25 protein-coding genes (1 of these 25 only partly in view) are annotated in these 22,624 nt (G+C 63.2%); 15 read left to right on the top strand and 10 right to left on the bottom strand.

Annotated features, from left to right (window positions below):
- Window positions 1–16: 16 nt before the first annotated feature.
- The 3 genes from VZC39_RS20550 to VZC39_RS20540 all read right to left on the bottom strand — a co-directional run bounded on the left by VZC39_RS20550 (window position 17) and on the right by VZC39_RS20540 (window position 2,108).
- Window positions 17–1,273 (bottom strand): PTS ascorbate transporter subunit IIC, encoded by a 1,257-nt coding sequence (locus VZC39_RS20550; RefSeq protein ID WP_349920389.1) that lies wholly within the window; start codon window positions 1,271–1,273, stop codon window positions 17–19.
- Window positions 1,274–1,342: 69 nt separating this feature from the next.
- A complete protein-coding gene (locus VZC39_RS20545; RefSeq protein WP_349920388.1) occupies window positions 1,343–1,630 on the bottom strand; it encodes a PTS sugar transporter subunit IIB in 288 nt (95 codons plus the stop codon).
- 34 nt (window positions 1,631–1,664) lie between these two features.
- Window positions 1,665–2,108: a PTS sugar transporter subunit IIA gene (locus VZC39_RS20540; RefSeq protein WP_349920387.1), complete on the bottom strand. Its 444-nt coding sequence runs from the start codon at window positions 2,106–2,108 to the stop codon at window positions 1,665–1,667.
- Between the two features lie 253 nt (window positions 2,109–2,361).
- On the opposite strand from VZC39_RS20540, the gene VZC39_RS20535 reads away from it, so the two are divergent.
- The 4 genes from VZC39_RS20535 (at window position 2,362) to VZC39_RS20520 (ending at window position 5,113) form a co-directional block, all read left to right on the top strand.
- The gene (locus tag VZC39_RS20535; RefSeq protein ID WP_349920386.1) at window positions 2,362–3,384 is read left to right on the top strand and encodes a LacI family DNA-binding transcriptional regulator; all 1,023 of its coding nucleotides are present in this window, start codon (window positions 2,362–2,364) and stop codon (window positions 3,382–3,384) included.
- 24 nt (window positions 3,385–3,408) lie between these two features.
- Window positions 3,409–4,389 carry an acrylyl-CoA reductase (NADPH) gene (acuI, locus tag VZC39_RS20530; RefSeq protein ID WP_349920385.1) on the top strand — a complete coding sequence of 327 codons (981 nt, stop codon included), beginning with the start codon at window positions 3,409–3,411 and terminating at the stop codon, window positions 4,387–4,389.
- A gap of 71 nt (window positions 4,390–4,460) precedes the next feature.
- Complete coding sequence (locus tag VZC39_RS20525) at window positions 4,461–4,583, top strand: hypothetical protein (RefSeq protein WP_349920384.1); 123 nt, start codon at window positions 4,461–4,463, stop codon at window positions 4,581–4,583.
- Between the two features lie 185 nt (window positions 4,584–4,768).
- Entirely contained in the window at window positions 4,769–5,113 is a 345-nt protein-coding gene (locus tag VZC39_RS20520) for a DUF2799 domain-containing protein (RefSeq protein WP_434664775.1), read from the top strand.
- Window positions 5,114–5,171: 58 nt separating this feature from the next.
- Here VZC39_RS20520 and VZC39_RS20515 read toward each other — a convergent pair whose 3' ends face one another.
- On the bottom strand, window positions 5,172–5,342 hold the full coding sequence (locus VZC39_RS20515) for a hypothetical protein (protein ID WP_434664774.1): 171 nt from the start codon (window positions 5,340–5,342) through the stop codon (window positions 5,172–5,174).
- Between the two features lie 69 nt (window positions 5,343–5,411).
- Window positions 5,412–5,837 (bottom strand): flagellar basal body-associated protein FliL, encoded by a 426-nt coding sequence (locus VZC39_RS20510; protein WP_349920381.1) that lies wholly within the window; start codon window positions 5,835–5,837, stop codon window positions 5,412–5,414.
- A 145-nt stretch (window positions 5,838–5,982) separates the two neighbouring features.
- Here VZC39_RS20510 and VZC39_RS20505 point away from each other — a divergent pair, with 145 nt between their 5' ends.
- Together VZC39_RS20505 and ubiA are read left to right on the top strand one after the other, a co-directional pair.
- Window positions 5,983–6,534 (top strand): chorismate--pyruvate lyase family protein, encoded by a 552-nt coding sequence (locus VZC39_RS20505; RefSeq protein ID WP_434664772.1) that lies wholly within the window; start codon window positions 5,983–5,985, stop codon window positions 6,532–6,534.
- Window positions 6,531–7,394 carry a 4-hydroxybenzoate octaprenyltransferase gene (gene ubiA / locus VZC39_RS20500; RefSeq protein WP_349920377.1) on the top strand — a complete coding sequence of 288 codons (864 nt, stop codon included), beginning with the start codon at window positions 6,531–6,533 and terminating at the stop codon, window positions 7,392–7,394. Before VZC39_RS20505 ends, ubiA begins: the two co-directional genes overlap by 4 nt.
- 88 nt (window positions 7,395–7,482) lie before the next feature.
- On the opposite strand, the gene plsB is transcribed toward ubiA, so the two are convergent.
- Window positions 7,483–9,906 (bottom strand): glycerol-3-phosphate 1-O-acyltransferase PlsB, encoded by a 2,424-nt coding sequence (plsB, locus tag VZC39_RS20495; RefSeq protein WP_434664770.1) that lies wholly within the window; start codon window positions 9,904–9,906, stop codon window positions 7,483–7,485.
- 213 nt (window positions 9,907–10,119) lie between these two features.
- Between plsB and lexA the strand changes: the two genes are divergently transcribed.
- From lexA to dinF, 4 genes are all read left to right on the top strand, one after another.
- The gene (gene lexA, locus VZC39_RS20490; protein WP_349920373.1) at window positions 10,120–10,743 is read left to right on the top strand and encodes a transcriptional repressor LexA; all 624 of its coding nucleotides are present in this window, start codon (window positions 10,120–10,122) and stop codon (window positions 10,741–10,743) included.
- A 470-nt stretch (window positions 10,744–11,213) separates the two neighbouring features.
- Window positions 11,214–11,504, top strand: coding sequence for a hypothetical protein (locus VZC39_RS20485; protein ID WP_349920371.1), 291 nt, complete (start codon window positions 11,214–11,216; stop codon window positions 11,502–11,504).
- A 227-nt stretch (window positions 11,505–11,731) separates the two neighbouring features.
- A complete protein-coding gene (locus VZC39_RS20480; RefSeq protein WP_434664768.1) occupies window positions 11,732–12,358 on the top strand; it encodes an SCO family protein in 627 nt (208 codons plus the stop codon).
- Between the two features lie 22 nt (window positions 12,359–12,380).
- Window positions 12,381–13,751, top strand: a complete 1,371-nt coding sequence (gene dinF, locus VZC39_RS20475) for an MATE family efflux transporter DinF (protein WP_434664767.1) — start codon at window positions 12,381–12,383, stop codon at window positions 13,749–13,751.
- Window positions 13,752–13,812: 61 nt separating this feature from the next.
- Here dinF and trmL read toward each other — a convergent pair whose 3' ends face one another.
- The 3 genes from trmL to VZC39_RS20460 form a co-directional block, all read right to left on the bottom strand.
- The gene (trmL, locus tag VZC39_RS20470; RefSeq protein WP_434664765.1) at window positions 13,813–14,277 is read right to left on the bottom strand and encodes a tRNA (uridine(34)/cytosine(34)/5-carboxymethylaminomethyluridine(34)-2'-O)-methyltransferase TrmL; all 465 of its coding nucleotides are present in this window, start codon (window positions 14,275–14,277) and stop codon (window positions 13,813–13,815) included.
- Window positions 14,278–14,346: 69 nt separating this feature from the next.
- The gene (locus VZC39_RS20465; protein ID WP_349920363.1) at window positions 14,347–15,702 is read right to left on the bottom strand and encodes an ATP-binding protein; all 1,356 of its coding nucleotides are present in this window, start codon (window positions 15,700–15,702) and stop codon (window positions 14,347–14,349) included.
- Window positions 15,699–16,391, bottom strand: coding sequence for a response regulator (locus VZC39_RS20460; RefSeq protein ID WP_434664763.1), 693 nt, complete (start codon window positions 16,389–16,391; stop codon window positions 15,699–15,701). Before VZC39_RS20460 ends, VZC39_RS20465 begins: the two co-directional genes overlap by 4 nt.
- Before the next feature lie 86 nt (window positions 16,392–16,477).
- On the opposite strand from VZC39_RS20460, the gene fieF reads away from it, so the two are divergent.
- From fieF to VZC39_RS20440, 4 genes are all read left to right on the top strand, one after another.
- On the top strand, window positions 16,478–17,389 hold the full coding sequence (fieF, locus tag VZC39_RS20455) for a cation efflux pump FieF (RefSeq protein ID WP_349920359.1): 912 nt from the start codon (window positions 16,478–16,480) through the stop codon (window positions 17,387–17,389).
- A gap of 8 nt (window positions 17,390–17,397) precedes the next feature.
- Complete coding sequence (cysE, locus tag VZC39_RS20450; protein ID WP_349920357.1) at window positions 17,398–18,177, top strand: serine O-acetyltransferase; 780 nt, start codon at window positions 17,398–17,400, stop codon at window positions 18,175–18,177.
- Between the two features lie 6 nt (window positions 18,178–18,183).
- Window positions 18,184–19,464 (top strand): hypothetical protein, encoded by a 1,281-nt coding sequence (locus VZC39_RS20445; protein ID WP_349920355.1) that lies wholly within the window; start codon window positions 18,184–18,186, stop codon window positions 19,462–19,464.
- A gap of 248 nt (window positions 19,465–19,712) precedes the next feature.
- Window positions 19,713–19,922 (top strand): cell division protein ZapB, encoded by a 210-nt coding sequence (locus VZC39_RS20440; protein WP_349920353.1) that lies wholly within the window; start codon window positions 19,713–19,715, stop codon window positions 19,920–19,922.
- 86 nt (window positions 19,923–20,008) lie between these two features.
- Here the strand turns inward: VZC39_RS20440 and elbB are convergent, their stop codons facing one another.
- A complete protein-coding gene (gene elbB, locus VZC39_RS20435) occupies window positions 20,009–20,659 on the bottom strand; it encodes an isoprenoid biosynthesis glyoxalase ElbB (protein WP_434664760.1) in 651 nt (216 codons plus the stop codon).
- Between the two features lie 401 nt (window positions 20,660–21,060).
- On the opposite strand from elbB, the gene polA reads away from it, so the two are divergent.
- A protein-coding gene (gene polA, locus VZC39_RS20430; protein ID WP_434664758.1) for a DNA polymerase I crosses the window boundary here: on the top strand, window positions 21,061–22,624 show its 5' portion. Its footprint extends 1,199 nt past the window's final position; 1,564 of the gene's 2,763 nt are visible here — the first part of the coding sequence; its start codon is at window positions 21,061–21,063; the stop codon falls past the right edge of the window.

Genomic DNA, 22,624 nt, shown 5'->3' with positions numbered 1-22,624 from the left:
TCGTGGCGATGTCGGATCAGCGCACGATCAGGCCAAGCAGTATGCCTACCACACCGAAGTCGGCATCGCTGAAGGTGGTGTTGGCAAAGCCGAGATCCCCCAGCACCGGCAGCAGGAACACCGGCAGGAAGGTGATCAGCAGGCCGTTGGCGAAGGCACCCAGCAGAGCACCGCGACGACCGCCGGTGGCGTTGCCGAAGACCCCGGCAGCGGCGCCGACGAAGAAGTGCGGTACCACCCCTGGGATGATGACGGTGAGCCCCAGCAGGTAGAGCAGCACCATGCCTGCCAGGCCGGCGGTGAAGCTCGACAGGAAGCCGATCAGCACGGCGTTGGGGGCATAGGGGAAGACGATGGGGCAGTCCAGTGCCGGCTTGGCGTTGGGGACCAGTTTGTCGGAGATCCCTTTGAAGGCCGGCACGATTTCGGCGATGACCATGCGCACACCCTGCAGGATGACGTAGACACCGGCGGCGAAGGTGATGGACTGCATCAGGGAGAACATGAACCAGTGCTTGCCCTTGGCGACGCTGGAGACGAACTCGGGGCCGGCGAAGGCGGAGGTGATGAGGAAGATGATGCCCATGGTGAAGGAGATGGCCACCGGGGTATCGCGCAGGAACAGCAGGCTCTTGGGCACCTGCACCTCTTCACTGCTGTGGGCCTTGTTGCCGAACTTGGCGCCAATCCAGCCGGCCAGCACGTAGGAGACGGTGGAGAAGTGGCCGAGCGCCACGTCGTCCGAGCCGGTGATCTGCTTCATGTAGGGGTGAGCGAGGGCCGGGAACAGCACCATGGTCACCCCGACCACCAGGCTGCCGACCGCGATCAGCGGGATGCCGCTCATGCCACCGGCGGAGAGGATGGCGGCCACCATCATGGACATGAACAGAGTGTGGTGACCGGTCAGGAAGATGAATTTCCAGGGGGTGAGGCGGGCGATCAGGATGTTCACCAGCATGGCGAAGAACATGATCATCGCCATCTCCTTGCCGAACGACTGCTGGGCGATGGAGACGATGGCCTCGTTGTTGGGGACCACCCCCTTGATGCCGAAGGCGTGCTGGAAAATGGTGGCGAAGTCGCCGAGCGAGTTCACCACCAGGGTGGCGCCGGCCCCCAGGATGACGAAGCCCATGATGGTCTTGACCGTGCCCTTGATGCACTCGGTCACGGGTTTCTTCTGGGCAATCAAGCCGATAAGGGCGATCAGGCCGACCAGCACGGCCGGCTCCGACAGCACGTCAAACATCAGAAAATTGAAAAATTCCATGGTCAGCTCCAATCAATGGAAGAGGCGGCCCTCGGGCCGCAGTGTTGAACTCGCCGCAGGGTCACGAACTCAGAGTGCGCCCAGCTCGCGCAGGGCGGCGGAGAGCCGCTCCTTCATGGCAACCTTGTCGACCATGTTGTCCAGCGACACCAACCGGCCGTTGACCCCCATGCTGGTGAGTTGCTCGGCGATGTCGCGGGTGGCGACGAAGATCTCGGCGCTCTCGCTGCCGGCGGAGGCGAGATCCCGGTGATCCACTTCGGCGGTCACATTCAGCTCCTTCAGGATGCTCTTGATGCTCATCTCCATCATCAGGCTGGTGCCCAGGCCGTGTCCGCATACAACCAGAATTTTCATTGTCTCTACCTCTGTCAGGGCGCCGGGGCGCAGCTCAATAGCGCGCCAGGATGCGCAAGATGTCGTCTTTGGTGTCGGCCGCGATGATGGCCGCCACGTCTTCTTCGTTCATGAACAGCTCGGCCAGCTGGGCGATAGTCTCCACGTGGGAGTTGCTGTCGCTGGCGGCCAGGGTGACCAGCAGCTGGATGGGGTCATTGCCCTCCGAGTCGAAATTGACCCCCTCTTTCAGCACCGTCAGCCCCAGTCCCAGCCGGTTGACCCCGTCTTCCGGGCGGGCATGGGGCATGGCGAGGCCCGGGCCCAGCACATAGTAGGGGCCGAGTTCCTCGTGGGAGCGATACAGGGCCGCCACGTAGGAAGGCTCAATGGTGCCGTTGGCCAGCAGGGGCGCGGTGGCGAGCTCGATGGCATGGCGCCAGTCGCGGGCGCCCGCCTCGATGGAAATGACCTCTTCAGTCAGCAGTTCAGTCAGCATGGTGGTATCCGGCTGGTTGAGATGGGGCCAATCTAGCGATCTTGCCTCGGCATAACTGTGAGCCTGATCTCGAAAGTTAGCGCTACCAGATAGCGCTAACAGTGAATTGTGATAGCGCTATCATTTTATTGTTAAAAGGGAGTCATCCTAACCCCTGGCAGGTCGATACGGAGTAGAATCCGGCTTGAGCAAATAGTCAGTGCCCCGCTTTTGCCTTAAAGTGAGCAAGCCCGCATGCCGAGGAAGGAAATAGATGTCAGAAGTTAAGAAACGCCGCAGCACGGGTCGGGTGACCCTCAATGAGGTCGCCAGGCTGGCCGGTGTGGGTGCCATGACGGTATCGCGGGCGCTGCGTACTCCCGAGCTGGTGTCGGACAAGATGCGCGAGCGCATCGAGGCGGCGGTGGATGAGCTCGGCTATATCCCCAACCGGGCCGCCGGGGCACTCGCTTCCGCCACTTCCCAGACCATAGTGGTCATAGTCCCGAGCCTGGCGGAGCGCGGCTGTGGCGACATGGTCGCCGGTCTGCAGCAGACCCTGCTGGCGGAGGGTTACCAGATCATGCTGGGGGATGCCCAACACATGAAACAGCAGGAGGAGAGCCTGCTCGGCAACTTCCTGCAGCACAATCCGGCCGCCGTGGTGCTGTTTGGCGGCGATCCTGGCGAGACGGTGCGCACCCGCCTGAAGGCGGCACGCCTGCCGGTGGTGGAGGTGGGGGCCATGGCGCGTCAGCCCATCGACATGAACGTCGGCGTCTCCAATTTTGACGCGGGTTATCAGCTGACCCGCCACCTCATCGAACGGGGTTATCGCAACATCGGTTTCCTCTGCGCCCGCCAGGAGCAATGGATGCTGCAGCAACGCATGCAGGGCTGGCAGAAGGCCCTGCTGGACAACTATCTCTCGCCGGACGCCATCGTCAATACTTCGGAGTTGCCCAGTTTCAGTACGGGCGCCGCCATGCTGGGGGAGTTCCTGCTGCGCTGGCCCGAACTGGATGCGCTGATCTGCGTCAACGACGAGCTGGCTGCCGGCGTGCTATTTGAATGCCAGCGTCGCCACCTGAGCGTACCGGGCAAGCTCGCCATCGCCGGTTTCGACGATCTGGACGTGGCGCGGGCCTGTTACCCGGCCCTCACCTCGGTCAGGATCCCTTATCACCAGATGGGGCAGCAGGCAGCGGATCTCATCCTGCGCCAGCTGTCGGGGGAGGCCGTGGCAAATACGGCCCTGACCCTGGATTTTCAACTGCAAAAGCGTCAGAGCACCTGACGATACACAACCCGAGAGGTAAGCATGTTCAAGGCCCTGTTACTGGAAAACCAAGACGGCAAGACGATCCCCACCCTGACCCGGTTGGCAGAGAGCCAGCTGCCGGAGGGGGAGGTGCGCATCGCGGTGAGTTACAGCTCCATCAACTACAAGGACGGACTGGCCATCACCGGCAAGGGCAAGATAGTGCGCCAGTGGCCGCTGGTGCCGGGCATCGACTTCGCCGGGACCGTGCTGGAATCCGCCGACCCGCGCTATCAGGCCGGTGACAAGGTCGTGCTGACCGGCTGGGGCGTGGGTGAGGGGCACTGGGGCGGCATGGCCGAGCAGGCCCGCGTCAAGGCGGACTGGCTGGTGCCGCTGCCGGCCGGGTTGGATGAGCGTCAGGCCATGTGCATCGGCACCGCCGGCCTCACCGCCATGCTCTGCGTGCTGGCGCTGGAAGAGGCGGGCATCACCCCGGATTGCGGCGAGATCCTGGTGACCGGGGCGGCCGGTGGGGTGGGCTCCATTTCCATCGCCCTCTTGGCGGCGCTGGGTTATCGCGTGGCGGCCCTGACCGGGCGCCCTGAGGAGCAGGGGGAGATGCTGACGGCCCTCGGGGCGAGTCGCATCGTGCCGCGCAGCGAACTGCTGGAGCCCGCCAAGCCGCTGGAGAAACAGCTGTGGGCCGGTACCATCGACACTGTCGGCAGCCAGGTGCTGGCCAAGCTGCTGGCCCAGATGAACTACGGCGGCGCCGTGGCCGCCTGCGGGCTGGCGGGTGGCTTCGATCTGCCGACCAGCGTCATGCCTTTCATCCTGCGCAACGTGCGTCTGCAGGGGGTGGATTCGGTGATGTGTCCGCTGGCCCGCCGCCAGCAGGCTTGGGAGAGGCTGGCGCGAGACCTGCCTGCCCGCTTCTTCGAACAGGCGGTGACCGAGATCGGTCTGGAGCAGGTGGTCGCTGCCGCCGACGCCATTACCCGGGGTCAGGTGGCGGGCCGTACCCTGGTCAAGCTCTGAGCGAGGCACTGGCGAGCCCGGTGATTCTGGATAGACTTTGAAGGCCGGTGCACTATCCAAGGAGCATGAGCATGGGTGAACCAAGGTCGGATTACGAGCTCGACGATGACTGGGAGCCGGAATCCTGGGAGGACGAACTGGAGGAGCTGGACGACGAGGGGTGGCAGGATTTTGAATCCCTCGACGATCAGTGAATCCCGGTTGAGTGCGTGGGCGGGCCCTGGGGCTCGCCCTATTTTTTGTCTATTGCGCAGGATGCGGCTTGGTGGCCGTGGCGGGGCTGGTTAGAATGAATTGCTCAAATGGCGCTCAGATTGGATGAGCCGACGACAGGTCGTCACGCCAGCGAGCCCTGTCACCACTCACCCGACGCTCAAGGATGATTATGCGCTCACTCGTCATCATGCTGTTTGCCGCCCTGCTTGGGGGCTGCGTTTCCAACTCGGACGACCCGTGCGAGAAAGTCTGGGCCGATGTCGGTGAAGCCGACGGCAAGCTCGGCTTCGCCGCTGATCGGGTCGAATTCCACCAGACCCAATGCGCAGACAAGGTGGATGTGGCCATGTGGCAGCAAGGTCGCCAGAAGGGGCTGGCCTGGTACTGCCGTCCGGAGCACCTCTACCTGGCCGGTCGTGCGGGGGAGGAGTATCGCGGCGTCTGCCCGAACGATGTGCAGGCTCGTCGCTTGTTTGAGCAGGGACGTCAGGGCTGGACCGATCAATAAGTCTGACCCGGAGATTCACGGAGATGGCCCCGGGATCGGGGCCTCGGGATGAAGGGGGTCAGTCCCCCTTCTCTTTCAGGCGCAGCGGCTGACACAGGTACTGCTTGTCATTGGCGCTGCGGGCGCACTTGCCGCACACGAACTTGGGTTTGCGCACTATCTTGCGCAAGGCCTTGAGTTCGAACGGGATCTCGTGGCGGCGCCATTCACACAGCGTCTTGTGGCCCATGGCGCTTCATTCCTCGACAACAAAAAAAGGACGGATGGGGGGCTGGGTCAGCACTGTGTCACCCAGGGCTTATTGATACAGGTACTTGGTGAAGATGAGCTCGCGCACCGCCTTCTTGCCGCTCTCTTTTACCAGCAGCTCGTTGACCTTGTCCTGGCACTCCTTGCGCAGCTCTTCCCGGCTCGCCAGGGATTTGATCTGGGTGCCTGTCTTGCTGCCAATCAGACGGATGATGGCGTCGCGGATCAGCGGGTCATGTTGCTCCAGCAGTTTGAGATCCGCCTCGTTTTCGGCCATCAGCTCCACCGTCACCCGCACATAGCCCAGGGTTTTGCCCTCGCCCAGGTAGTTGGTGATGATGTCCGGATCCAGCGCGTGGTAGGCAAAGCCGGGTTTGACGGCCGCAGAGGCGGCATCGCCAGCCTCCTCGGAGGCGGAGGCAGTCAGCGCGGTAACACTCAGCAATAACATCAACAGGACCTGGATCATCTTCATCTGAATGGCTCGGCAACGATGGATGCCCCATTTTTGATGCTGTCATCGGGGCCGTCAAGCACGGATGTTCTTACATTTCGCCATTGATTTACGGATAATAAACCGGATTTTAACCTGATAACGGAAACCTCCGGATGGTGAAGCTGTGAAGTCTGAGCCGACTGTTCCCCTCATCCAGCTCGATCCCTGGCGGGTCCCCGAGTACTGTGAGCCCCCCGAGGCACTGCGCCCCTGGCTGCTGGAGGCCGACTCCATGACCCGGCGACTGCGTCGCCATCATCGTCGGCTGTCGGTGCAACTGCTGGCCAATCGCAGCGTGCCGCTCGCGGCCGACGAACAGGCGCTGGTCGCCGCCGACTGTCCCCAGGGCCTGTGCCGCGAGGTGATCCTGCACGGGGATGGCGGGCCCGCCGTCCTGGGCTGGACCCTGTTTGCCGAGGCGGCCCTGCAGGGCAGTGGTTTGCAGGATCTCGGTGAACAGCCATTGGGCGAACGTATCTTTGGCTCAGAGCCAACCCAGCGAGACAATCTGCTGCTGGCTCGCTTTGAGATAGCAGCCAATCCTTGCTGCCCGACCGCCATCGTCTGGGGTCGCCGTTCCCGTCTCTATCTGGGGCCGTGGCCCTTGCTGGTCCACGAACTCTTCCTGCCCTCGTTGTTGTCCCATTCGCCGTCATTGCCTAAGGAGCCGGAGTGAAGCTGTTAACCAAGGAGCGGGGACTGGCCTATGTGCAGTTGGCCCGCATCGACAAACCCATCGGCACCCTGCTGCTGCTCTGGCCCACCCTGTGGGCACTCTGGCTGGCGGCCGGTGGCGTGCCGAGTCTGTGGATCCTGCTGGTGTTCGTGGTGGGCGTCTTCCTGATGCGATCGGCTGGCTGCGTCATCAATGATTATGCGGATCGCAACTTTGACGGCCATGTGAAGCGCACGGCCGGTCGCCCCCTGCCCATGGGCAAGGTGGCTCCGCGGGAGGTGCTGGCCCTGTTTGCCGTGCTGGCGCTGCTCTCGTTCGGCCTGGTGCTGACCCTGAACCCGCTCACCATAGGGCTGTCGTTCGCCGGCTTGCTGCTGGCCGTCTGCTACCCCTTCATGAAGCGTTTCATCCCCATCCCCCAGCTGGTGCTGGGCATGGCATTCTCCTGGTCCATCCCCATGGCCTATGCGGCGGAGGCCAATGCGCTGCCCCCCGTGGCCTGGCTGCTGTTTCTCGCGAACCTGCTGTGGACCATCGCCTATGACACCCAGTACGCCATGGTGGACAGGGACGACGATCTCAAGCTGGGGCTGAAATCGAGCGCCATCCTGTTTGGCCGCCATGACAAGCGGATCATCGGCATGCTGCAACTGGCGACCCTGCTGGTGCTGCTGCTGGTGGGGGAGCTGATGGCGATGGGCGCCAGCTACTACTGGGGCCTGCTGGGGGCGGCGGCGCTGTTCGTCTATCAGCAGTGGCTGATCCGGGCGCGCCAGCGTGAAGCCTGCTTCCAGGCCTTCCTCAACAACAACTATGTGGGGGCTCTGGTGCTGCTCGGGGTCGTGGTTCACTACCTCTAGGCAGGCTCATGCACCAGGGGCTGAACCCATGAAAAAGGCCGCATCTGATGCGGCCTTTTTTTATGTTTCCCGACGCCTCGTCAGGGCATCAGGTGCGGTTGCCCGCCTCTATGGTGCGGCGGATCCGGGTGCTGAGCAGCGGCACTATGTTGTCGGCCAGGGCCTGGAAGCGGCCCAGATCCGGCTTGCTACCGGTATCCAGATAGCCTTCCTGGCGTAGGGAGTGGATCAGGGTGCTGAACAGCTTTTGGTCGAAGAACTCGGGGGCGTTGATGCCATGCAGGGTACCGAGACGCTCCGCCATCATCAGGCCGTCCGCTTCCAGCTGCTCCGCCTCGATGCGGGGCTGGGCCAGCAAGCGGGTCAGCACGATGGCGTAGCGTTGCAGCGTCTCCTGAATGCTCTCTGCCAGCAGCAGCAATCGCATCTGGTTGACCGGGTTGACCCAGTAACCGCCCTCGCGCAGCTCGATCAGCTGCTGGCGTTGCAGCTCGGCCAGCAGGGCGTCCACCAGTGCCGGCAGCTCCTCCTCGTCATAGCGCAGGAACAGCTCCGTCTTGAGCAGCGGATAGATGTCGATGCAGCGGGCGACGATCTCGCTGCGGCTTATGCCCTCGCAGCGTTCGATCAAGGCGGCCACCAGGGAAGGCAGGGCGAACAGGTGCAGTATGTTGTTGCGATAGTAGGTCAGCAGGATGGCCTGATAGCGATCCAGGCTGACTATCTGGCCGAGCTTGTCCTCGCTCACCTCGAACTTGTTGAGCTCCATCGCCTGATCCAGCAGGGTCTTGGCATCCTCGTCCGGCATGGTGCTCTGGGGGCTGTAGGGCACCTGCTTGAGCAGGTCCAGATAGGTGTTGATCTGGGCCTGCAGCTCGTCCCGGGTCAGGGCGTGGCGTTCGGCGGCCAGCAGGGCCAGGGCGCTCAGGGTCAGGCCGTTGACGGCGGCGGCGTCGTTGATGCGGGTCATCAGAAGCTCGGCCAGCTGGTTGACGGTGGGGGCCATCCATTCCGGGCGCTCTTCTTTGCCGATGCTCTCCTTCCAGTTCGGAACATGCTCACCGAGATAGCTGTTGAGGGTCAGCGGTTCGCCGAAGTTGACGAAACCGCGGCCGTAGTTGCGCAGCTTGCGCAGGATGCCGAGCACCTGCAGGAAGCTCTCCTTTTCCTTGCGGCTGCCCTTGAGCTCGTTGTGATAGGTGTTCACCTCCATCACGTGCTCGTAGCCCAGATAGACGGGGACCAGGGTCACCGGCCTGTCCAGCCCGCGCATCATGGCCTGCAGGGTCATGGCCAGCATGCCGGTCTTGGGGGGCAGCAGGCGACCGGTGCGTGAGCGCCCCCCTTCGGTGAAGAACTCCACCGAGTAGCCCTTGGCGAACAGCAGGTTCAGGTATTCACGGAATACGGTGCTGTAGAGGGGGTTGCCCTTGAAGGTGCGGCGGATGAAGAAGGCGCCGCCGTGGCGGAAGATGGGGCCCGCCGGCCAGAAGTTCAGGTTGATGCCCGCCGCGATGTGGGGCGGCACCATGCCCTGGTGGTAGATGACGTAGGAGAGCAGCAGGTAGTCCATGTGACTGCGATGGCAGGGGACGTAGACGATCTCGTGTCCCTCCTGGGCCAGCTGGCGTACCCGCTCGGCGCCGTTGACCGAGAGGCCGCGATAGAGCTTGTTCCAGAGCCAGCCGAGGAAGCTCTCGCCGAGGCGGATCAGCCGGTAGGAGAAGTCGGAGGCGATCTCGTCCATGTAGCCATGGGCGCGTTTCTGCGCCTTTTCCAGGCTGATGCCCTCACGCTCGGCCTCTTCCTCGATCGCCTGCTGGATCACGCTGGAGTCCAGCAACTGCTTGAACAGCAGGTTGCGGTTGGGCAGCTTGGGGCCGGTGGCGGCGAGCTGCTGGCGGCTGAAGTGGGTACGCGCCACCCGCGCCAGCTTGTGGGCGATGGCCTCGTCGGTGCCGTGTTTGTCCGCCATGTAGCGCAGGGAGAGGGGCGGAGAGAAGCGCACCAGGTTCTCGCGGCCCTTGAGGATCACAATCAGCGCCTTCTTGAGGCGGTTCGGTGCCAGGCTGCTGATGATGTTCCAGCCGGAGGCCTCTTCCCCTTCCCGGCCCGGACCGCGGCCCCAGAACAGAGTGACGGGAACGACCTGGATGTCCAGCGCCGGATCCTGCTTGTGCAGATCCAGCAGCTGGTGAAATTCTTGCAAGAAGGGCAGCGGTTTGGTGCGCTTGCCAAACAGGGGAGGCGGGCGATCCAGACAGACATAGCGCGGCAGCAGCTGACCGTTCAGTTCCAGCGGGGTGAAGGGACCGGGCAGACCGAGATCCTCGCAGCACTGCTGCAGGGTCAAGAGGTCGGTGATCGAGCTGGTTTTCAGGGCATAGACAATGGGTCTGGCCGGGTCCAGATCCAGTTCCGTAATGGGGTTTTCCGGCAGGCTCTTGTGATTGACCAAGCCGCTGACCGGCCATTGCAGAATGGCTCTGGAAATGTTCTGTCCGATGGACATGGGTGTCTGCTCTCCAAAAAAATGCGGCGTGAGCATAACAAATCACCGCTGGCTTGTCGCCGAGAGGTAGGATGAGTGGCGCACAGGATCAAGAATGGGTCATTTGCCGCAATAAGTGCGACGAAGACGGGACAAATATCAGCTACGCCTTGCCTTGGCCCCAGCACTGTATATACTGCCAGTGTGCTGTATAAAAAGACAGGTGCCCATGTTATGAAACCCCTTACTCCCCGCCAGGCTGAAGTGCTGGAGCTTATCAAGGCGAACATGAACGAGACCGGCATGCCGCCGACTCGTGCCGAGATTGCCCAGAAGCTTGGTTTCAAGTCGGCCAATGCGGCCGAGGAACATCTGAAGGCCCTGGCCAAGAAAGGGGTCATCGAGATCATGCCCGGCACCTCTCGCGGCATCCGCCTGCTGCTCGAAGAGGAAGAAGCGCCGGAAGAGAGTGGTCTGCCCCTCATCGGCAAGGTGGCCGCCGGCGAACCCATCCTGGCCCAGGAGCATATCGAGAGCCACTATCAGGTGGATCCCGCCCTGTTCCACCCACGGGCAGACTTCCTGCTGCGGGTGCAGGGCATGAGCATGAAGAACATCGGCATCATGGACGGTGATCTGCTGGCGGTGCACAAGACCCAGGACGTGCGCAACGGCCAGGTGGTGGTGGCCCGCCTCGATGAGGATGTCACCGTCAAGCGCTTCCAGCGCAAGGGCAGCCAGGTGTGGCTGCTGCCGGAGAACGAAGAGCTATCCCCCATCTCGGTGGATCTTGCCAGTCAGCACCTCACCATCGAGGGTCTGGCGGTCGGCGTCATCCGCAACGCCGACTGGATGTAATCTCGGCAGCCATCAGACGGCCTCCTGCGGGAGGCCGCGTCGTTTCTGTCTCCCCCGCATCTGCCGTACCCTTCGCCACCTTCGCCACCTTCGCCACCTTCGCCACCTTCGCCACCTTCGCCACCTTCGCCACCTTCGCCACCTTCGCCACCTTCGCCATTTTTGTTGCCCTCACACCACGCCACCACCACCGGGTCGGCATTTCAGATATATCCTTGGGTATGTCCGTCTCGCGCTGGCGGGCCAGGGGGGTTGCCATCCCCCGAAGGATTGCCTGAGCTGGCCGGGATAAGGCCGCAGGGATGCAACGCCGATGCTGCTGGGGCGGCACGGGATAGAAGGGAGAGTCGCTCGGATGTGGTCAGTGTCCATGTCTCGAAGCGACCCACAGCGTCAGTACGTGGTCCTGCATCAGCTTGCCGCTGGCAAGGGGGCGGCTCGACGTAGCCTGTTGCGCAAGGAGGACAGGTATGGCTTCAAGCTCACCATGGGATCCGGGTCCGGAGACGGCCCCCGCATCTTCTATCACCCGCTTCATCAAGGGCAGCCGGATGACGTGGTTCTACGCGCTCTGGGTGTATCACAAGGGGAGTGGCTGGACCATCTGGCTGGGGTGCCCCAAGGACAAGATAGTCCGTCTGGTGCGCCTGTTTCGTCGCCATCACGACATCGGCTTGCCGGATGCCCCCTGGACAGCTCCTGTCGTCCCGTTGCATGCCGTCATCAGGCGTCCCCAGGTTCGGCAGCGGTGGCGCCCCTGAGTGATCACCGCCCGTTTGCTCCAGGCCCCACCTTGTGTGGGGCTTCTGTTTTTCGGGCAAGCCCGAGGCAAAGCGTGGGAGTGGACGGCCTGCTGACCGTGCCAGCGGGATGGGGTCCTACCCCCTATTCAGACCTTGGGGTAGCCAGCGACAGGGGCTGGCAGGTTACAATGACCCTCGATTTGGTCCGATCCCCTGGCTGAACTCCCTGGCAAGGCAAATTTTATATGGTGAAACCCCGTTATCCCCTGATGTTCATGCTGCTGGTCGTTAGCATCATGGTCATTTATTACTGGAGTCGGCCCCTCCAGCCGGAGCAGGCCAATTACTATCCGGCGGGACGGGACATCAATCCCTTCACCCTGGTGGATGAGGATGGGAAACCCTTCACCGAGGCCAATCTGCATGGCCACTGGACCTTCCTGTTTCTCGGCTATACCTATTGCCCGGACATCTGCCCGACCACCCTGGCGGATCTGCGCGCCGTCTATCCGGAACTGAAGCAGATAGCACCGCGCAGTCAGGTGGTCTTCGTCTCGGCGGATCCCAAGCGGGACGACAGCGCCCGCCTCAAGGGGTATGTCGATTTCTTCCAGCCCGAGTTCAAGGCGGTGACGGCGCAGCACGATCATCTGTTCCCCTTCGTGCGCAACCTGGGCCTCGTCTACTCCATCGTGGAGCACGACAGCAAGGACTACCTGATCGACCACTCCGCCTCCATCGTGCTGATAAGCCCGGCAGGCAAGCTGGTGGCCGTGTTCCGCCCCCAGGCACAGGAGGGCCAGGTGCCCCATGTGTCGATGGCGACCATGGTGTCCGATTTCACCCGGATCGTGCGACTGGCTGGCGAGTGATGCCTGCCGCCGGAGATTGTGCATGCTGATCCCGCCCTGGCTTCGTGACCCCGGGCGTCATCGCGCCGTCTTTGCCCTGGCGCTGCCCATGGTGTTCTCCAACGTCACCACCCCGCTGCTGGGGCTGGTGGACACCTGGGTGATCGGTCACCTCGGCCAGGCCTGGTTCCTCGGTGGCGTCTCGGTCGGTGCCACTCTCATCAACCTGCTGTTCTGGCTGCTGGGCTTCCTGCGCATGTCCACTACGGGCTTGACTGCCCAGGCTCAGGGGGCGGGCAGTGCCGAGGGGCAGCTGGATACCCTGGCGCGGGCGCTGGGGTTGGCGGTCGGCCTCGGTGCTGCGCTCCTGCTGCTGTTGCTGCCCTTTTTACCGGCGCTCATCGCGCTGAGTGGTGGCTCGCCCGAGGTGCAGTTCCATGCCGGTGAATATGTGTCGATCCGGATCTGGAGCGCCCCGGCGGCCCTGTGCAACCTGGTCATCATGGGCTGGCTGCTGGGCATGCAGGATGCCCGCAGCCCCATGCTGCTGCTCATCTTCAGCAACCTGGTCAACATGGTGCTGGATGCCGGCTTCGTGCTGGGGCTGGGCTGGCAGGTGAAAGGGGTGGCGGCGGCCTCCCTGCTGGCCGATTACGGCGCCCTGGTGCTGGGGCTCTGGCTGGTGAGCCGCCGGTTGCGCCACCTGCCGACAGAGACCTGGCGCGGGGCCTGGCAACGCTGGCGTCAGTGGCCCGCCCTGCGGCGTCTGCTCGGCCTGAACCGGGACATCTTCATCCGTTCACTCTGCCTGCAGCTCTGCTTTGCCTTCATGACCCTGCAGGGGGCGCGGCTCGGGGACGTGGCGGTAGCGGCCAACGCGGTGCTGCTCAACTTCCTGATGCTCATCTCCTACGGGCTGGATGGTTTCGCCTACGCGGTGGAGGCCATGGTGGGGCGTGCCATCGGGCGGCGGGATCGGCAGGCGCTGCGAGAGGCCATCGCCCTCAACCTGGGCTGGGCCGGGCTGATCGCCCTGGGCTTCACCCTGGCGTTTGCCCTGGGGGGTGGACACCTCATCGCCCATATCACCGACATTCCGGCGGTGATCGCCGAGGCAAACCGTCAACTGCCCTGGCTGGTGGTCATGCCGCTGCTGGCGGTCTGGTGTTATCTGCTGGACGGGGTCTTCATCGGGGCGACCCGGGCACGGGAGATGCGAAACAGCATGCTGGTGGCGGTGTTTGCCGGTTTCTTCCCCATCTGGTGGCTGTGCCAGGACTGGGGTGTGGCGGCCTTGTGGGCCGCCATGGCGGCGCTGATGACGGGGCGGGGATTGACCCTTGGCTGGCTGTGCTGGCGGCTGGAGCGCGATGGCCGCTTGCTGGAACAGGTCCGGCCGGTGCAATCAGCCTAGTCGGCAAACGGATGGATTGACCGGGCGCCAGGCCTGAGGGACGGCGCCTGCAGGCAGCGACTCAGAGTGCGCCCTGATAATCGAACTGGCGCCAGCTCTCGTAGACGAACACGGATACCGCGTTGGCCAGGTTCATGCTGCGGCTCTGGGGCAGCATGGGGATGCGCAGGCGCTGCTCGAACGGCAGGCTCTCGATGATCTCCGCGGGCAGGCCGCGGCTCTCGGGGCCAAACAGCAGGGCGTCCCCCAGGGCGAACCGAACCGCCGAGTGGGCGGTGCGTCCCTTGGTGGTACAGGCGAAGACCCGGCTCGGTGCGACCGCCGCCAGAAACGCCTCATAGCTCGGCCAGCGCTTCACCTCGGCAAATTCGTGATAGTCGAGCCCCGCCCGTTTCACCCGCTTGTCATCCCACTCGAATCCCAGCGGCTCTATCAGGTGCAACCGGTAGCCGGTATTGGCACAGAGACGGATGATGTTGCCGGTGTTGGGCGGGATTTCCGGCTGGTAGAGCACGATGTCGAGCATGACGGGATCCTGAGGGAGGCGATAAGGGGCGCCAGCATACCCAGCGCCCGCCGTGATGAAAAGGGATTGTCACGCCATGGGCAGGCGGATGGTGATGACCAGGCCGTTCGGGTGGTTGGTGCCGGCCCGGATGGTGCCGCCGTGCCGCGCGATGGCTTCGGCGGCGATGGCAAGCCCGAGCCCGGTGCCGCCGGTCTTGGCGTTGCGGGCGTCATCGACCCGGAAGAAGGGCAGGAACAGTTGATCCTGCTGCTCCACCGGCACCCCGGGACCATCGTCGCGAATGGTCATCACCCACTCCCGACCTTCCCGATACCAGTCCACCTTGATGAACTCCCGCGCATATTTGAGGGCGTTGCGCAGGGGATTCTCCAGCGCCCGCCCCAGCAGCTCGGGCCACATCCGGATGGACTCCTCCGGCAGGGGCGGCAGCCTTAGCTGCTTGCCATTCTGGTTGGCTTCGAACATGGCGTCATCCAGGATGGGCTCCAGCAGATCCGCCAGCGGCAGCTCCACCGGAGCCTCTACGTGCTGCTGCACCCGGGAGAGATCCAGCAGATCGCCGATCAGCTTGTCGAGCCGGGCTATTTCCGCCTCGATCCTGGCCAGCTCGCTGCTGTCACCCTGTTTGCGGCGGATCAGCGCCTGGGCGAGCTGGATGCGGGTGAGGGGGCTGCGCAGCTCGTGGGAGATGTCGGAGAGCAGCTGTTTCTGCTTCTGGATCATGCGCTTGAGGGTATCCACCATGTGGCTGACATGATCCGCCAGCTGGCCGATCTCGTCCTGGCGTCCCAGGTTGGGGATCCGGGTCTCCAGCTTGCCCTCCGCCAGCTGGGAGACGGACTGCTGCAACTGCAGCAGGGGGCGGGTCAGTCGCCAGGCCAGCAGCAGGCAGAGCGGCGTGCTGACCAGCATGGCGATGCCGAGGATCTGGATGGGGTGATCCAGGATCTGGATGAACAGGAAGAGGTAGGAGTTTTCCACGTTGAGGCCAAAGTAGACGTGATAGTCCTGGCCGTGGTGCTGCATCAGGAAGGGGCCGGCGATGGCCCGCTGGTGCTCGCTGCCGAGCATGGGTTTGGTCGGGTCGTCCGACTCCAGCATGAAGCGGATGACGAACTTGCTGAGCCGGGTGGTGGATTGCATCTGACCCTTGGCATCGCGCAGATAGACGTTGTCCACCGGCAGCAGCCCCGCGGCGTCGATGGCCTGCATCAGCACGAAATCCTGCTCGGGGGCCGCCCCCGCCTGCAGTGCCCGCAGGTTGTTGTTCATCCGGGTCACTTCGTGTTCGGGCAGGGGGATGATGTTGCGCGGGTCCAGAGTAGGCAATATGACTACCGCAGCGACAACCAGTAGCAACATGAACCAGAACCAGAGGAAAATCTGGGTGGAGAGTCCGCCAAAGGGGCGGTGGGTGGTCATGCCTGCTCCAGCCAGAGGTAGCCTCGCCCACGCACCGTCTTGAAGCGGGGCTGGCCATCGGCCCGCTCCGGCAGCTTCTTGCGCAGGTTGCTCAGGTGCATGTCGATGGCCCGATCGAAGGGTTCGAGCTTCTTGCCAAGCACTTGTTCGGACAGCAGATTCTTGCTGACGATCTGGCCGGGGCTGCGTAGCAGACACTCCAGCAGGCCGAACTCGGTGGCGGTGAGCTCCAGCAGTTCGTCATTGCAGCGGGCCTGTTGCAGGCCGGGTTGCAGCACCAGATCCATGAATCTCAGCTCGTCCGGGGCGCCGCGCTGGGGCTGGGGGCTTTGGGTGCGGCGCAGGATGGCCCGCACCCGGGCCAGCAGCTCCCGGTCGTCGAATGGCTTGGCCAGGTAGTCGTCGGCGCCGGCCTCCAGCCCGTTGACCCTGTCCTGGCTGTCTCCCCGGGCGGTCAGCATCAGTACCGGGGTCTCATAACGCTTGCGCAGTCGGGTCAGCATGGCGAAGCCGTTGAGCCTCGGCATCATCACATCCAGCAACACCAGGTCGAACCGCTGCTCCGCCAGCCGCTGCAGCCCCTCTTCGCCGTCCTCGGCCACCGTCACCTCGAACCCTTCCAGGGTCAGGATTTCGGTCAGCAGCTGGGTCAGTTCGAGATCGTCGTCGACCAGGAGTATTTTGTTCATCTGGAGTCACTCCGTTGATTTTGAACGTCAAACAGGCGTTCGTGTCAGGGTATAATAGGGTTTTACGCGCCAGAGGAAAGCCGGTTTTGAGCCATCAACAATATTCTCGCTGGGTCACCCTGGCCAGCATGGCGGCGGTCACCGTCGCCACCCTGCTGATCGTCGGCAAGCTGGTTGCCTGGCTGATGACGGACTCGTCCAGCCTGCTGGCGTCCCTCACCGACTCCTTCATGGACGTCAGTGCCTCCCTCATCAACCTGTTCGCCATTCGCTATGCCCTGGTGCCGGCGGATGACGAGCACCGCTTCGGCCACGGCAAGGCGGAGTCCCTGGCGGGCCTCATCCAGTCGGCCTTCATCTCGGGCTCCGCCCTGCTGCTCATGATGCATGGCATCTCTTCCCTGCTCAATCAGGTGCCGGTGCAGCGGCTGGAGGCCGGTCTCTGGGTCAGTGGCGGTTCCATCCTGCTGACCTTGCTGCTGGTGAGCTTCCAGCGCTGGGTGGTGGCACGCACCAACAGCGTGGCCATCAAGGCCGACATGCTGCATTACCGCTCCGATCTGCTGCTCAACGCCGGCGTCTTGCTGGCCCTGGTGCTGGCGGGGCAGGGGTGGTACTGGGCTGACGGGTTGTTTGCCATCCTGATCGGGCTGTTTCTGGTGTGGGGCGCCGTCCAGATCGGCTACGAATCGGTGCAGGCCCTGCTCGATCGTCAGTTGCCAGAGGCGGAACAAGCGAGAATAATGGCCCTCTGCTGCGCCGTAGACGGGGTGCATGGCGTCCACGATCTGCGTACCCGCCAATCCGGGCCGACCCGCTTCGCACAACTGCATCTGGAACTGGATGATCAGCTGCCGCTGGTCAAGGCTCATCAGATAGCCGACGAGGCTGAACTGGCGGTCCGCCAGGCCTTTGAGCGGATGGATGTGATCATTCACATGGACCCCATCTCGGTGCTGACAAAAGAACAACAAGGCCCTCACCCTGAACAACAGTAGGCTGTAACATGGACGATCTGGTTGCCAACACCTGGCAAAAAATTCAGCAAGAAGCGCAATGCATGGCGGCCCAGGAGCCCATGCTGGCCAGCTTCTTTCACTCCACCATCCTCAACCACGGGGATCTGCGCTCGGCGCTGAGCTTCCAGCTGGCCAACAAGCTTGACAGCACCACCATGCCTGCCATCGCCCTGCGAGAGGTGATCGAGCTGGCCCTGCGCAGCGAGCCCGAGCTGCTGGCCATGGTCGCCGCCGACATCTGCGCCGTGCAGGACCGGGATCCCGCCGTCGACCTCTTTTCCACTCCGCTGCTTTATCTCAAGGGCTTTCACGCCCTGCAGGGTTACCGGGTCGCCAACTGGCTGTGGCGCCAGGGGCGGCGCTCCCTCGCGCTGTATTTGCAGAACCAGATCTCCGTGGTGTTCGGGGTCGACGTGCACCCGGCGGCGCGGATCGGCAAGGGGATCATGTTTGACCACGCCACCGGCATCGTCGTGGGTGAAACGGCGGTGATCGAGGACGACGTCTCCATCCTGCAGAGCGTGACCCTGGGGGGAACCGGCAAGGAGAGCGGCGATCGCCACCCCAAGATCCGGGAAGGGGTCATGATAGGGGCGGGGGCCAAGGTGCTCGGCAATATCGAGGTGGGGGTGGGTGCCAAGATCGGGGCCGGCAGCGTGGTGATCAATCCCGTGCCACCCCATACCACTGTGGCCGGCGTCCCCGCCAAGATAGTGGGCCGACCGGAGTGTGACAAACCCTCCTTCGACATGAATCAGAACATCTAGGGACGCATGGTCAAGCGCTGGTCAGGTTTTCTGATCCTGGGGATGTGGCTGCTCAACCTGCTGCATCTCTATCTGGGATTCTCCCCCTGGCCGGCCGCCATCGCCGCCTGGGCCGCCTCTCTGCTCACCTGGCCCTGGCTGGTGGGGGCCGCGCGGCGCCAGGCCCTGGCCCTGTATGGGGCGGCGCTCCCGCTGTTACTCTTATCCTGGTGGCGCGGGGCCAGTCTCAGTCCCGGGGACTGGCTGCTCCCCAACATCAACATGCTCACCATGTTCGCCGCCGTCAGTACCCTCAACCTCGCCACCTCGGGCCTGCTGACCGGCACCACCTCCTGGTCCGGGCGCAAGGGGCTGTGGAGCACCATGGCGAGCCTCAATCTGCTGGGTGCCGTCATCAACCTCTCGGTGCTCTTCATCATCGGCGATCGGCTGGAGAAAAACGGCACCCTGGAGCGGCGTCAGGTGATGGTGCTGAGCCGTATCTTCTGCGCCGCCGCCTTCTGGTCCCCCTTCTTCGTCGCCATGGCGGTGGCGCTCACCTATGCCCCCGGTTTGAAGCTGGCCAGCATATTGCCGTTCGGCATACTGGCCGCCCTGCTGGCCATGGGGCTGACCGCCTGGCAGGTGGAGCGACTCGGGGTGGCGGACTTTGCCGGTTACCCGCTGCGGCTGCAGACGCTCGGGCTGCCGGTGACCCTGGCGCTGCTGGTGTTGCTGGTGCACCAGTTCTGGCCGAGCCTCAGCATCTTGGCGGTGATCGCTCTGGTGGCCCCCCTGCTGGCGCTGCTGTTCATGCCGAGCGCCGGGCGCGGGGCCGCCCTCAAGCGCCAGGTGGTGGAGCGCTTCCCCGCCATCGGCGGCCAGCTGGTGCTGTTCCTCGGGGCGGGCCTCTTGGCGGCGGGGATCAACAGCGCGCTCTCGGTGCTGGATCTCGGGGGTGGCCACGGCCTGCCGCTGTTCAATCACTTCGGCTGGCTGGAGGCGAGCCTGACCCTGCTGCTGATCTTCCTGGTGGCCATCGTCGGCGTTCACCCCCTCATCAGCATCTCCGGGGTGGCGCCCCTGCTGTGGCCCCTCTCGCCGGATCCCAGCCTGCTCGGCATGTGCTTCCTGCTCGGCTGGGGGCTCGCCACCGGCACCAGCCCGTTGTCCGGATCCAACCTGGCTCTGGCATCGCGCTACAACCTGAGTGCCGGTCTGCTGCTACGCTGGAACCTGCTCTACGGCCTGTTGATGTACGGGGTCGCCTGCCTGTTGATGGGGGGCTTCATCGCCCTGAATGGGTGAGGATTGCGGTGAGATGAGACGCTGCCCGATCCCGTGTTTCACCGCGTTGTTGTGCTGCTTCCCTTATCCTGACCCGCTGTTCATGCTGCCTGCGAGAAAAACAGACGCATATTTAGGCAATACGGGGATGGAGGGCGCATTTTCCGGCGCGCCGTCTTGTTTGTGCCGAGCGCATCGGGGTATGCTCATCTCACGCGCTTGAATCGCCCGCGTCGGGGCATCGCAATTGAACAAACAGGTATGCACATATGTCACTAGAAGTCCTTGAGCAACTCGAATCCAAAGTCCAATCCGCCGTCGACAACATCTCCCTGCTGAAGATGGAGCTGGACGAGCTGAAAGAGCAGAACAGCAAGCTGCAAGACGAGAACCATCAGCTGCGCAACGAGCATGTTGCATGGCAAGAGCGTCTGCGCGCCCTGCTGGGCAAGATGGATCAGATGGGCGAAGCCATCTAATCTGGCAGTTTCTGCTGACAAACACGAAAAAGGCCGCTTCATGAGCGGCCTTTTTGTTTTATGACAGACTGTCGCGGGGTGAGCGGTTACAGGGTCAGCAGCCGCTTGACCGTCTTCTCGATGCCATCGGCGGCCTCCACTATGTTCTGGGCCAGCATGTAGGCGGGGGTCGAGATTACCTTGTGGGTCTCGTCCACCACGAACTCGCTGACCGGGCAGGCGAGATGCTTGCCACCCATGGCCTCGATGGCACCGGCGGTGCCCGCGTCGTGGCCGATGGTGGCCAGGGTGCCGGCCCCGTAGATGAGCGGGATCATGGCTGGCGCTATGCAGATATAGGCCGCAGGCTTGCGGGCCCTGGCGAAGCTCTGGCAGGCCTTGAGCACGTCCGGCTGGATCCGGCAGTCCGCCCCCTGGATGGCGAGATCGCACAGATTCTTGGCGGCGCCGAAGCCACCCGGTACCAGCAGGGCGTCATAGTCCGCCGCATCCAGCTCGGCCACATCCTTGATCTGCCCACGGCAGATGCGGGCCGCCTCGACCAGCACGTTGCGGCTCTCCCCTTCGCTCACCTCGCCGGTCAGGTGGTTGATGACATGCAACTGGGGGATGTTCGGCGCGAAGCACTGGACCTGGGCCCCCTGGCGGGCCAGCGCCAGCAGGCTGATGACGGCCTCATGGATCTCGCTCCCGTCGAAGACGCCGCAGCCACTCAAGATCACTGCCACTTTTTTCATGGTGAACTCCTTTATTGATGAAAATGTGAGCCAGGGTAGATTGTTGGTTTTTTGTATGGTTATCCCTTGCCTCTCGCTGGTCAAGTCATCCCGCTGTGCTAGGATTGTTTCGTTTTGGATCCTGCCGTACTGACCCCCTTGAAATTTTTTCCACATTGATCGAGATCATCTTAACGAAATGATGCTCTCGATGTGTGATTTCATGTCATTGTTTTAATTGTGTTTTTGTTTTTTTTTCACAGCTTGATCACTGTGGGAACGGCGAGCCTGCAATTTTGAACACAGAGTTATCCACAGAAAAAGTGCTCGCGCCCGACCCGAAAGCATGCTTGTACGCCCCTTGGTGTGCCGCGGGCCCTGTGGCATCCTAGCGACTGTTTATTCTTGGCAGGACTATTTTCATGGCCTCTAGCAATCCCCTCATCCTGGTCGACGGCTCTTCTTACCTCTATCGCGCCTTCTTCGCCTCCCAGCAGGCCGATCTGCGCACATCGACCGGGTTGCCAAGCGGCGCCGTCCGGGTGATGGCGAACATGATGCGCAGCCTGCGCAAGCAATATCCCGATAGCCACGTGGCCGTGGTGTTCGACGCCAAGGGCAAGACCTTCCGCGACGACATCTACCCCGAATACAAGGCGACCCGTGCCAGCATGCCGGACGATCTGCGCAGCCAGGTCGCCCCCATCCACCAGATGATCAAGGCCATGGGCTTCCCCTTCCTGATGGTGGAAGGGGTCGAAGCGGACGACGTGATCGGCACCCTGGCCCGTCAGGCCACCGAGAAGAAGCTGCCGGTGCTCATCAGCACCGGGGACAAGGACATGGCGCAGCTGGTCTCCGACCATGTCACCCTGATCGACACCATGAAGGACGTGACCACGGATCGGGAAGGGGTGATCGAGAAGTTCGGCGTGCCGCCCGAGCTCATCATCGATTACCTGGCCCTGATGGGGGACAAGGTGGACAACATTCCCGGCATGACGGGGGTGGGGGAGAAGACGGCCCTGGCCCTGCTGCAGGGGATAGGCAGCATTGACGAGATCGCCGCCAATCTGGACAAGGTGGCGGCGCTGGGCTTTCGCGGTTCCAAGGCATTTGCGGACAAGTTCCGCGAGCAGGAGGAACAGGTCCGCCTCTCCTATCTGCTGGCGACCATCAAGACCGACGTCGAGCTGGAGCAGCAACTGGAGCAACTGCAACTGGGCCCCATCGACAAGGAGTCCCTGCTGGCGGTCTACCGCGAATACGAGCTGCGCAACCTGATCAAGGAGCTGGAGTCCGGTGATGAGGGGGCCAGTGCGAGTGCCGGCCAGGAGTCGGTGGATGAAGAGGCTGCCCCAGCCGCGACCATCGAGACCGACTATCGCTGCATTCTGGACGAAGCCGAGTTCGATGAGTGGCTGGCGCGCCTCAAGGCTGCCCCGCTGTTTGCCTTCGACACCGAGACCACCAGTCTGGATTACATGGAGGCGCGGGTGGTTGGCGTGTCGTTCGCCATCGAACCGGGCAAGGCCGCCTATGTGCCGTTCGGCCACGACTACCTGGGCGCGCCGGCCCAGCTGAGCGAAGCGCTGGTGCTCGGCAAGCTCAAGCCGCTGCTGGAAGACCCTTCGCTGCTAAAGGTTGGCCAGAATCTCAAGTACGATCGCAACGTGCTGAAGAATCACGGCATCGATCTGCAGGGGATCGCGTTTGATACCATGCTCGAGTCCTATGTGCTGAACTCCACCGCCAGCCGTCACGACATGGATTCCCTGGCCAGCAAGTACCTCGGCGTGGAGACCATCTCCTTCGAGGAGATCGCCGGCAAGGGGGCCAAGCAGCTTACCTTCAACCAGATCGAACTGGAGCAGGCGGCCCCCTACGCGGCGGAAGATGCCGACATCACCCTGCGTCTGCATCAGACCCTGTGGGGCAACCTGAGCAAACTGCCGGAGCTTGCCAAGGTATTCACCGAGATAGAGC

It is taken from the genome of Aeromonas sp. NJAU223 (assembly GCF_051125555.1).
In the GTDB taxonomy this organism is placed as follows: domain Bacteria; phylum Pseudomonadota; class Gammaproteobacteria; order Enterobacterales; family Aeromonadaceae; genus Aeromonas; species Aeromonas veronii_G.
The sequence above is the reverse complement of the archived record's forward strand: the minus strand, read 5'-3'. Positions and strand labels throughout refer to the sequence as shown.

Coding starts and splice junctions, on each gene's coding strand:
- elbB (WP_434664760.1), bottom strand. CDS start 20,659: ATGAAAAAAGTGGCAGTGATCTTGAGTGGCTGCGGCGTCTTCGACGGG.
- VZC39_RS20445 (WP_349920355.1), top strand. CDS start 18,184: ATGGTCAAGCGCTGGTCAGGTTTTCTGATCCTGGGGATGTGGCTGCTC.
- dinF (WP_434664767.1), top strand. CDS start 12,381: ATGCTGATCCCGCCCTGGCTTCGTGACCCCGGGCGTCATCGCGCCGTC.
- VZC39_RS20465 (WP_349920363.1), bottom strand. CDS start 15,702: ATGACCACCCACCGCCCCTTTGGCGGACTCTCCACCCAGATTTTCCTC.
- VZC39_RS20440 (WP_349920353.1), top strand. CDS start 19,713: ATGTCACTAGAAGTCCTTGAGCAACTCGAATCCAAAGTCCAATCCGCC.
- plsB (WP_434664770.1), bottom strand. CDS start 9,906: ATGTCCATCGGACAGAACATTTCCAGAGCCATTCTGCAATGGCCGGTC.
- VZC39_RS20545 (WP_349920388.1), bottom strand. CDS start 1,630: ATGAAAATTCTGGTTGTATGCGGACACGGCCTGGGCACCAGCCTGATG.
- VZC39_RS20460 (WP_434664763.1), bottom strand. CDS start 16,391: ATGAACAAAATACTCCTGGTCGACGACGATCTCGAACTGACCCAGCTG.
- trmL (WP_434664765.1), bottom strand. CDS start 14,277: ATGCTCGACATCGTGCTCTACCAGCCGGAAATCCCGCCCAACACCGGC.
- VZC39_RS20550 (WP_349920389.1), bottom strand. CDS start 1,273: ATGGAATTTTTCAATTTTCTGATGTTTGACGTGCTGTCGGAGCCGGCC.
- acuI (WP_349920385.1), top strand. CDS start 3,409: ATGTTCAAGGCCCTGTTACTGGAAAACCAAGACGGCAAGACGATCCCC.
- VZC39_RS20480 (WP_434664768.1), top strand. CDS start 11,732: ATGGTGAAACCCCGTTATCCCCTGATGTTCATGCTGCTGGTCGTTAGC.
- VZC39_RS20510 (WP_349920381.1), bottom strand. CDS start 5,837: ATGAAGATGATCCAGGTCCTGTTGATGTTATTGCTGAGTGTTACCGCG.
- VZC39_RS20515 (WP_434664774.1), bottom strand. CDS start 5,342: ATGGGCCACAAGACGCTGTGTGAATGGCGCCGCCACGAGATCCCGTTC.
- lexA (WP_349920373.1), top strand. CDS start 10,120: ATGAAACCCCTTACTCCCCGCCAGGCTGAAGTGCTGGAGCTTATCAAG.
- VZC39_RS20540 (WP_349920387.1), bottom strand. CDS start 2,108: ATGCTGACTGAACTGCTGACTGAAGAGGTCATTTCCATCGAGGCGGGC.
- VZC39_RS20535 (WP_349920386.1), top strand. CDS start 2,362: ATGTCAGAAGTTAAGAAACGCCGCAGCACGGGTCGGGTGACCCTCAAT.
- VZC39_RS20485 (WP_349920371.1), top strand. CDS start 11,214: ATGGCTTCAAGCTCACCATGGGATCCGGGTCCGGAGACGGCCCCCGCA.
- VZC39_RS20520 (WP_434664775.1), top strand. CDS start 4,769: ATGATTATGCGCTCACTCGTCATCATGCTGTTTGCCGCCCTGCTTGGG.
- VZC39_RS20525 (WP_349920384.1), top strand. CDS start 4,461: ATGGGTGAACCAAGGTCGGATTACGAGCTCGACGATGACTGGGAGCCG.
- cysE (WP_349920357.1), top strand. CDS start 17,398: ATGGACGATCTGGTTGCCAACACCTGGCAAAAAATTCAGCAAGAAGCG.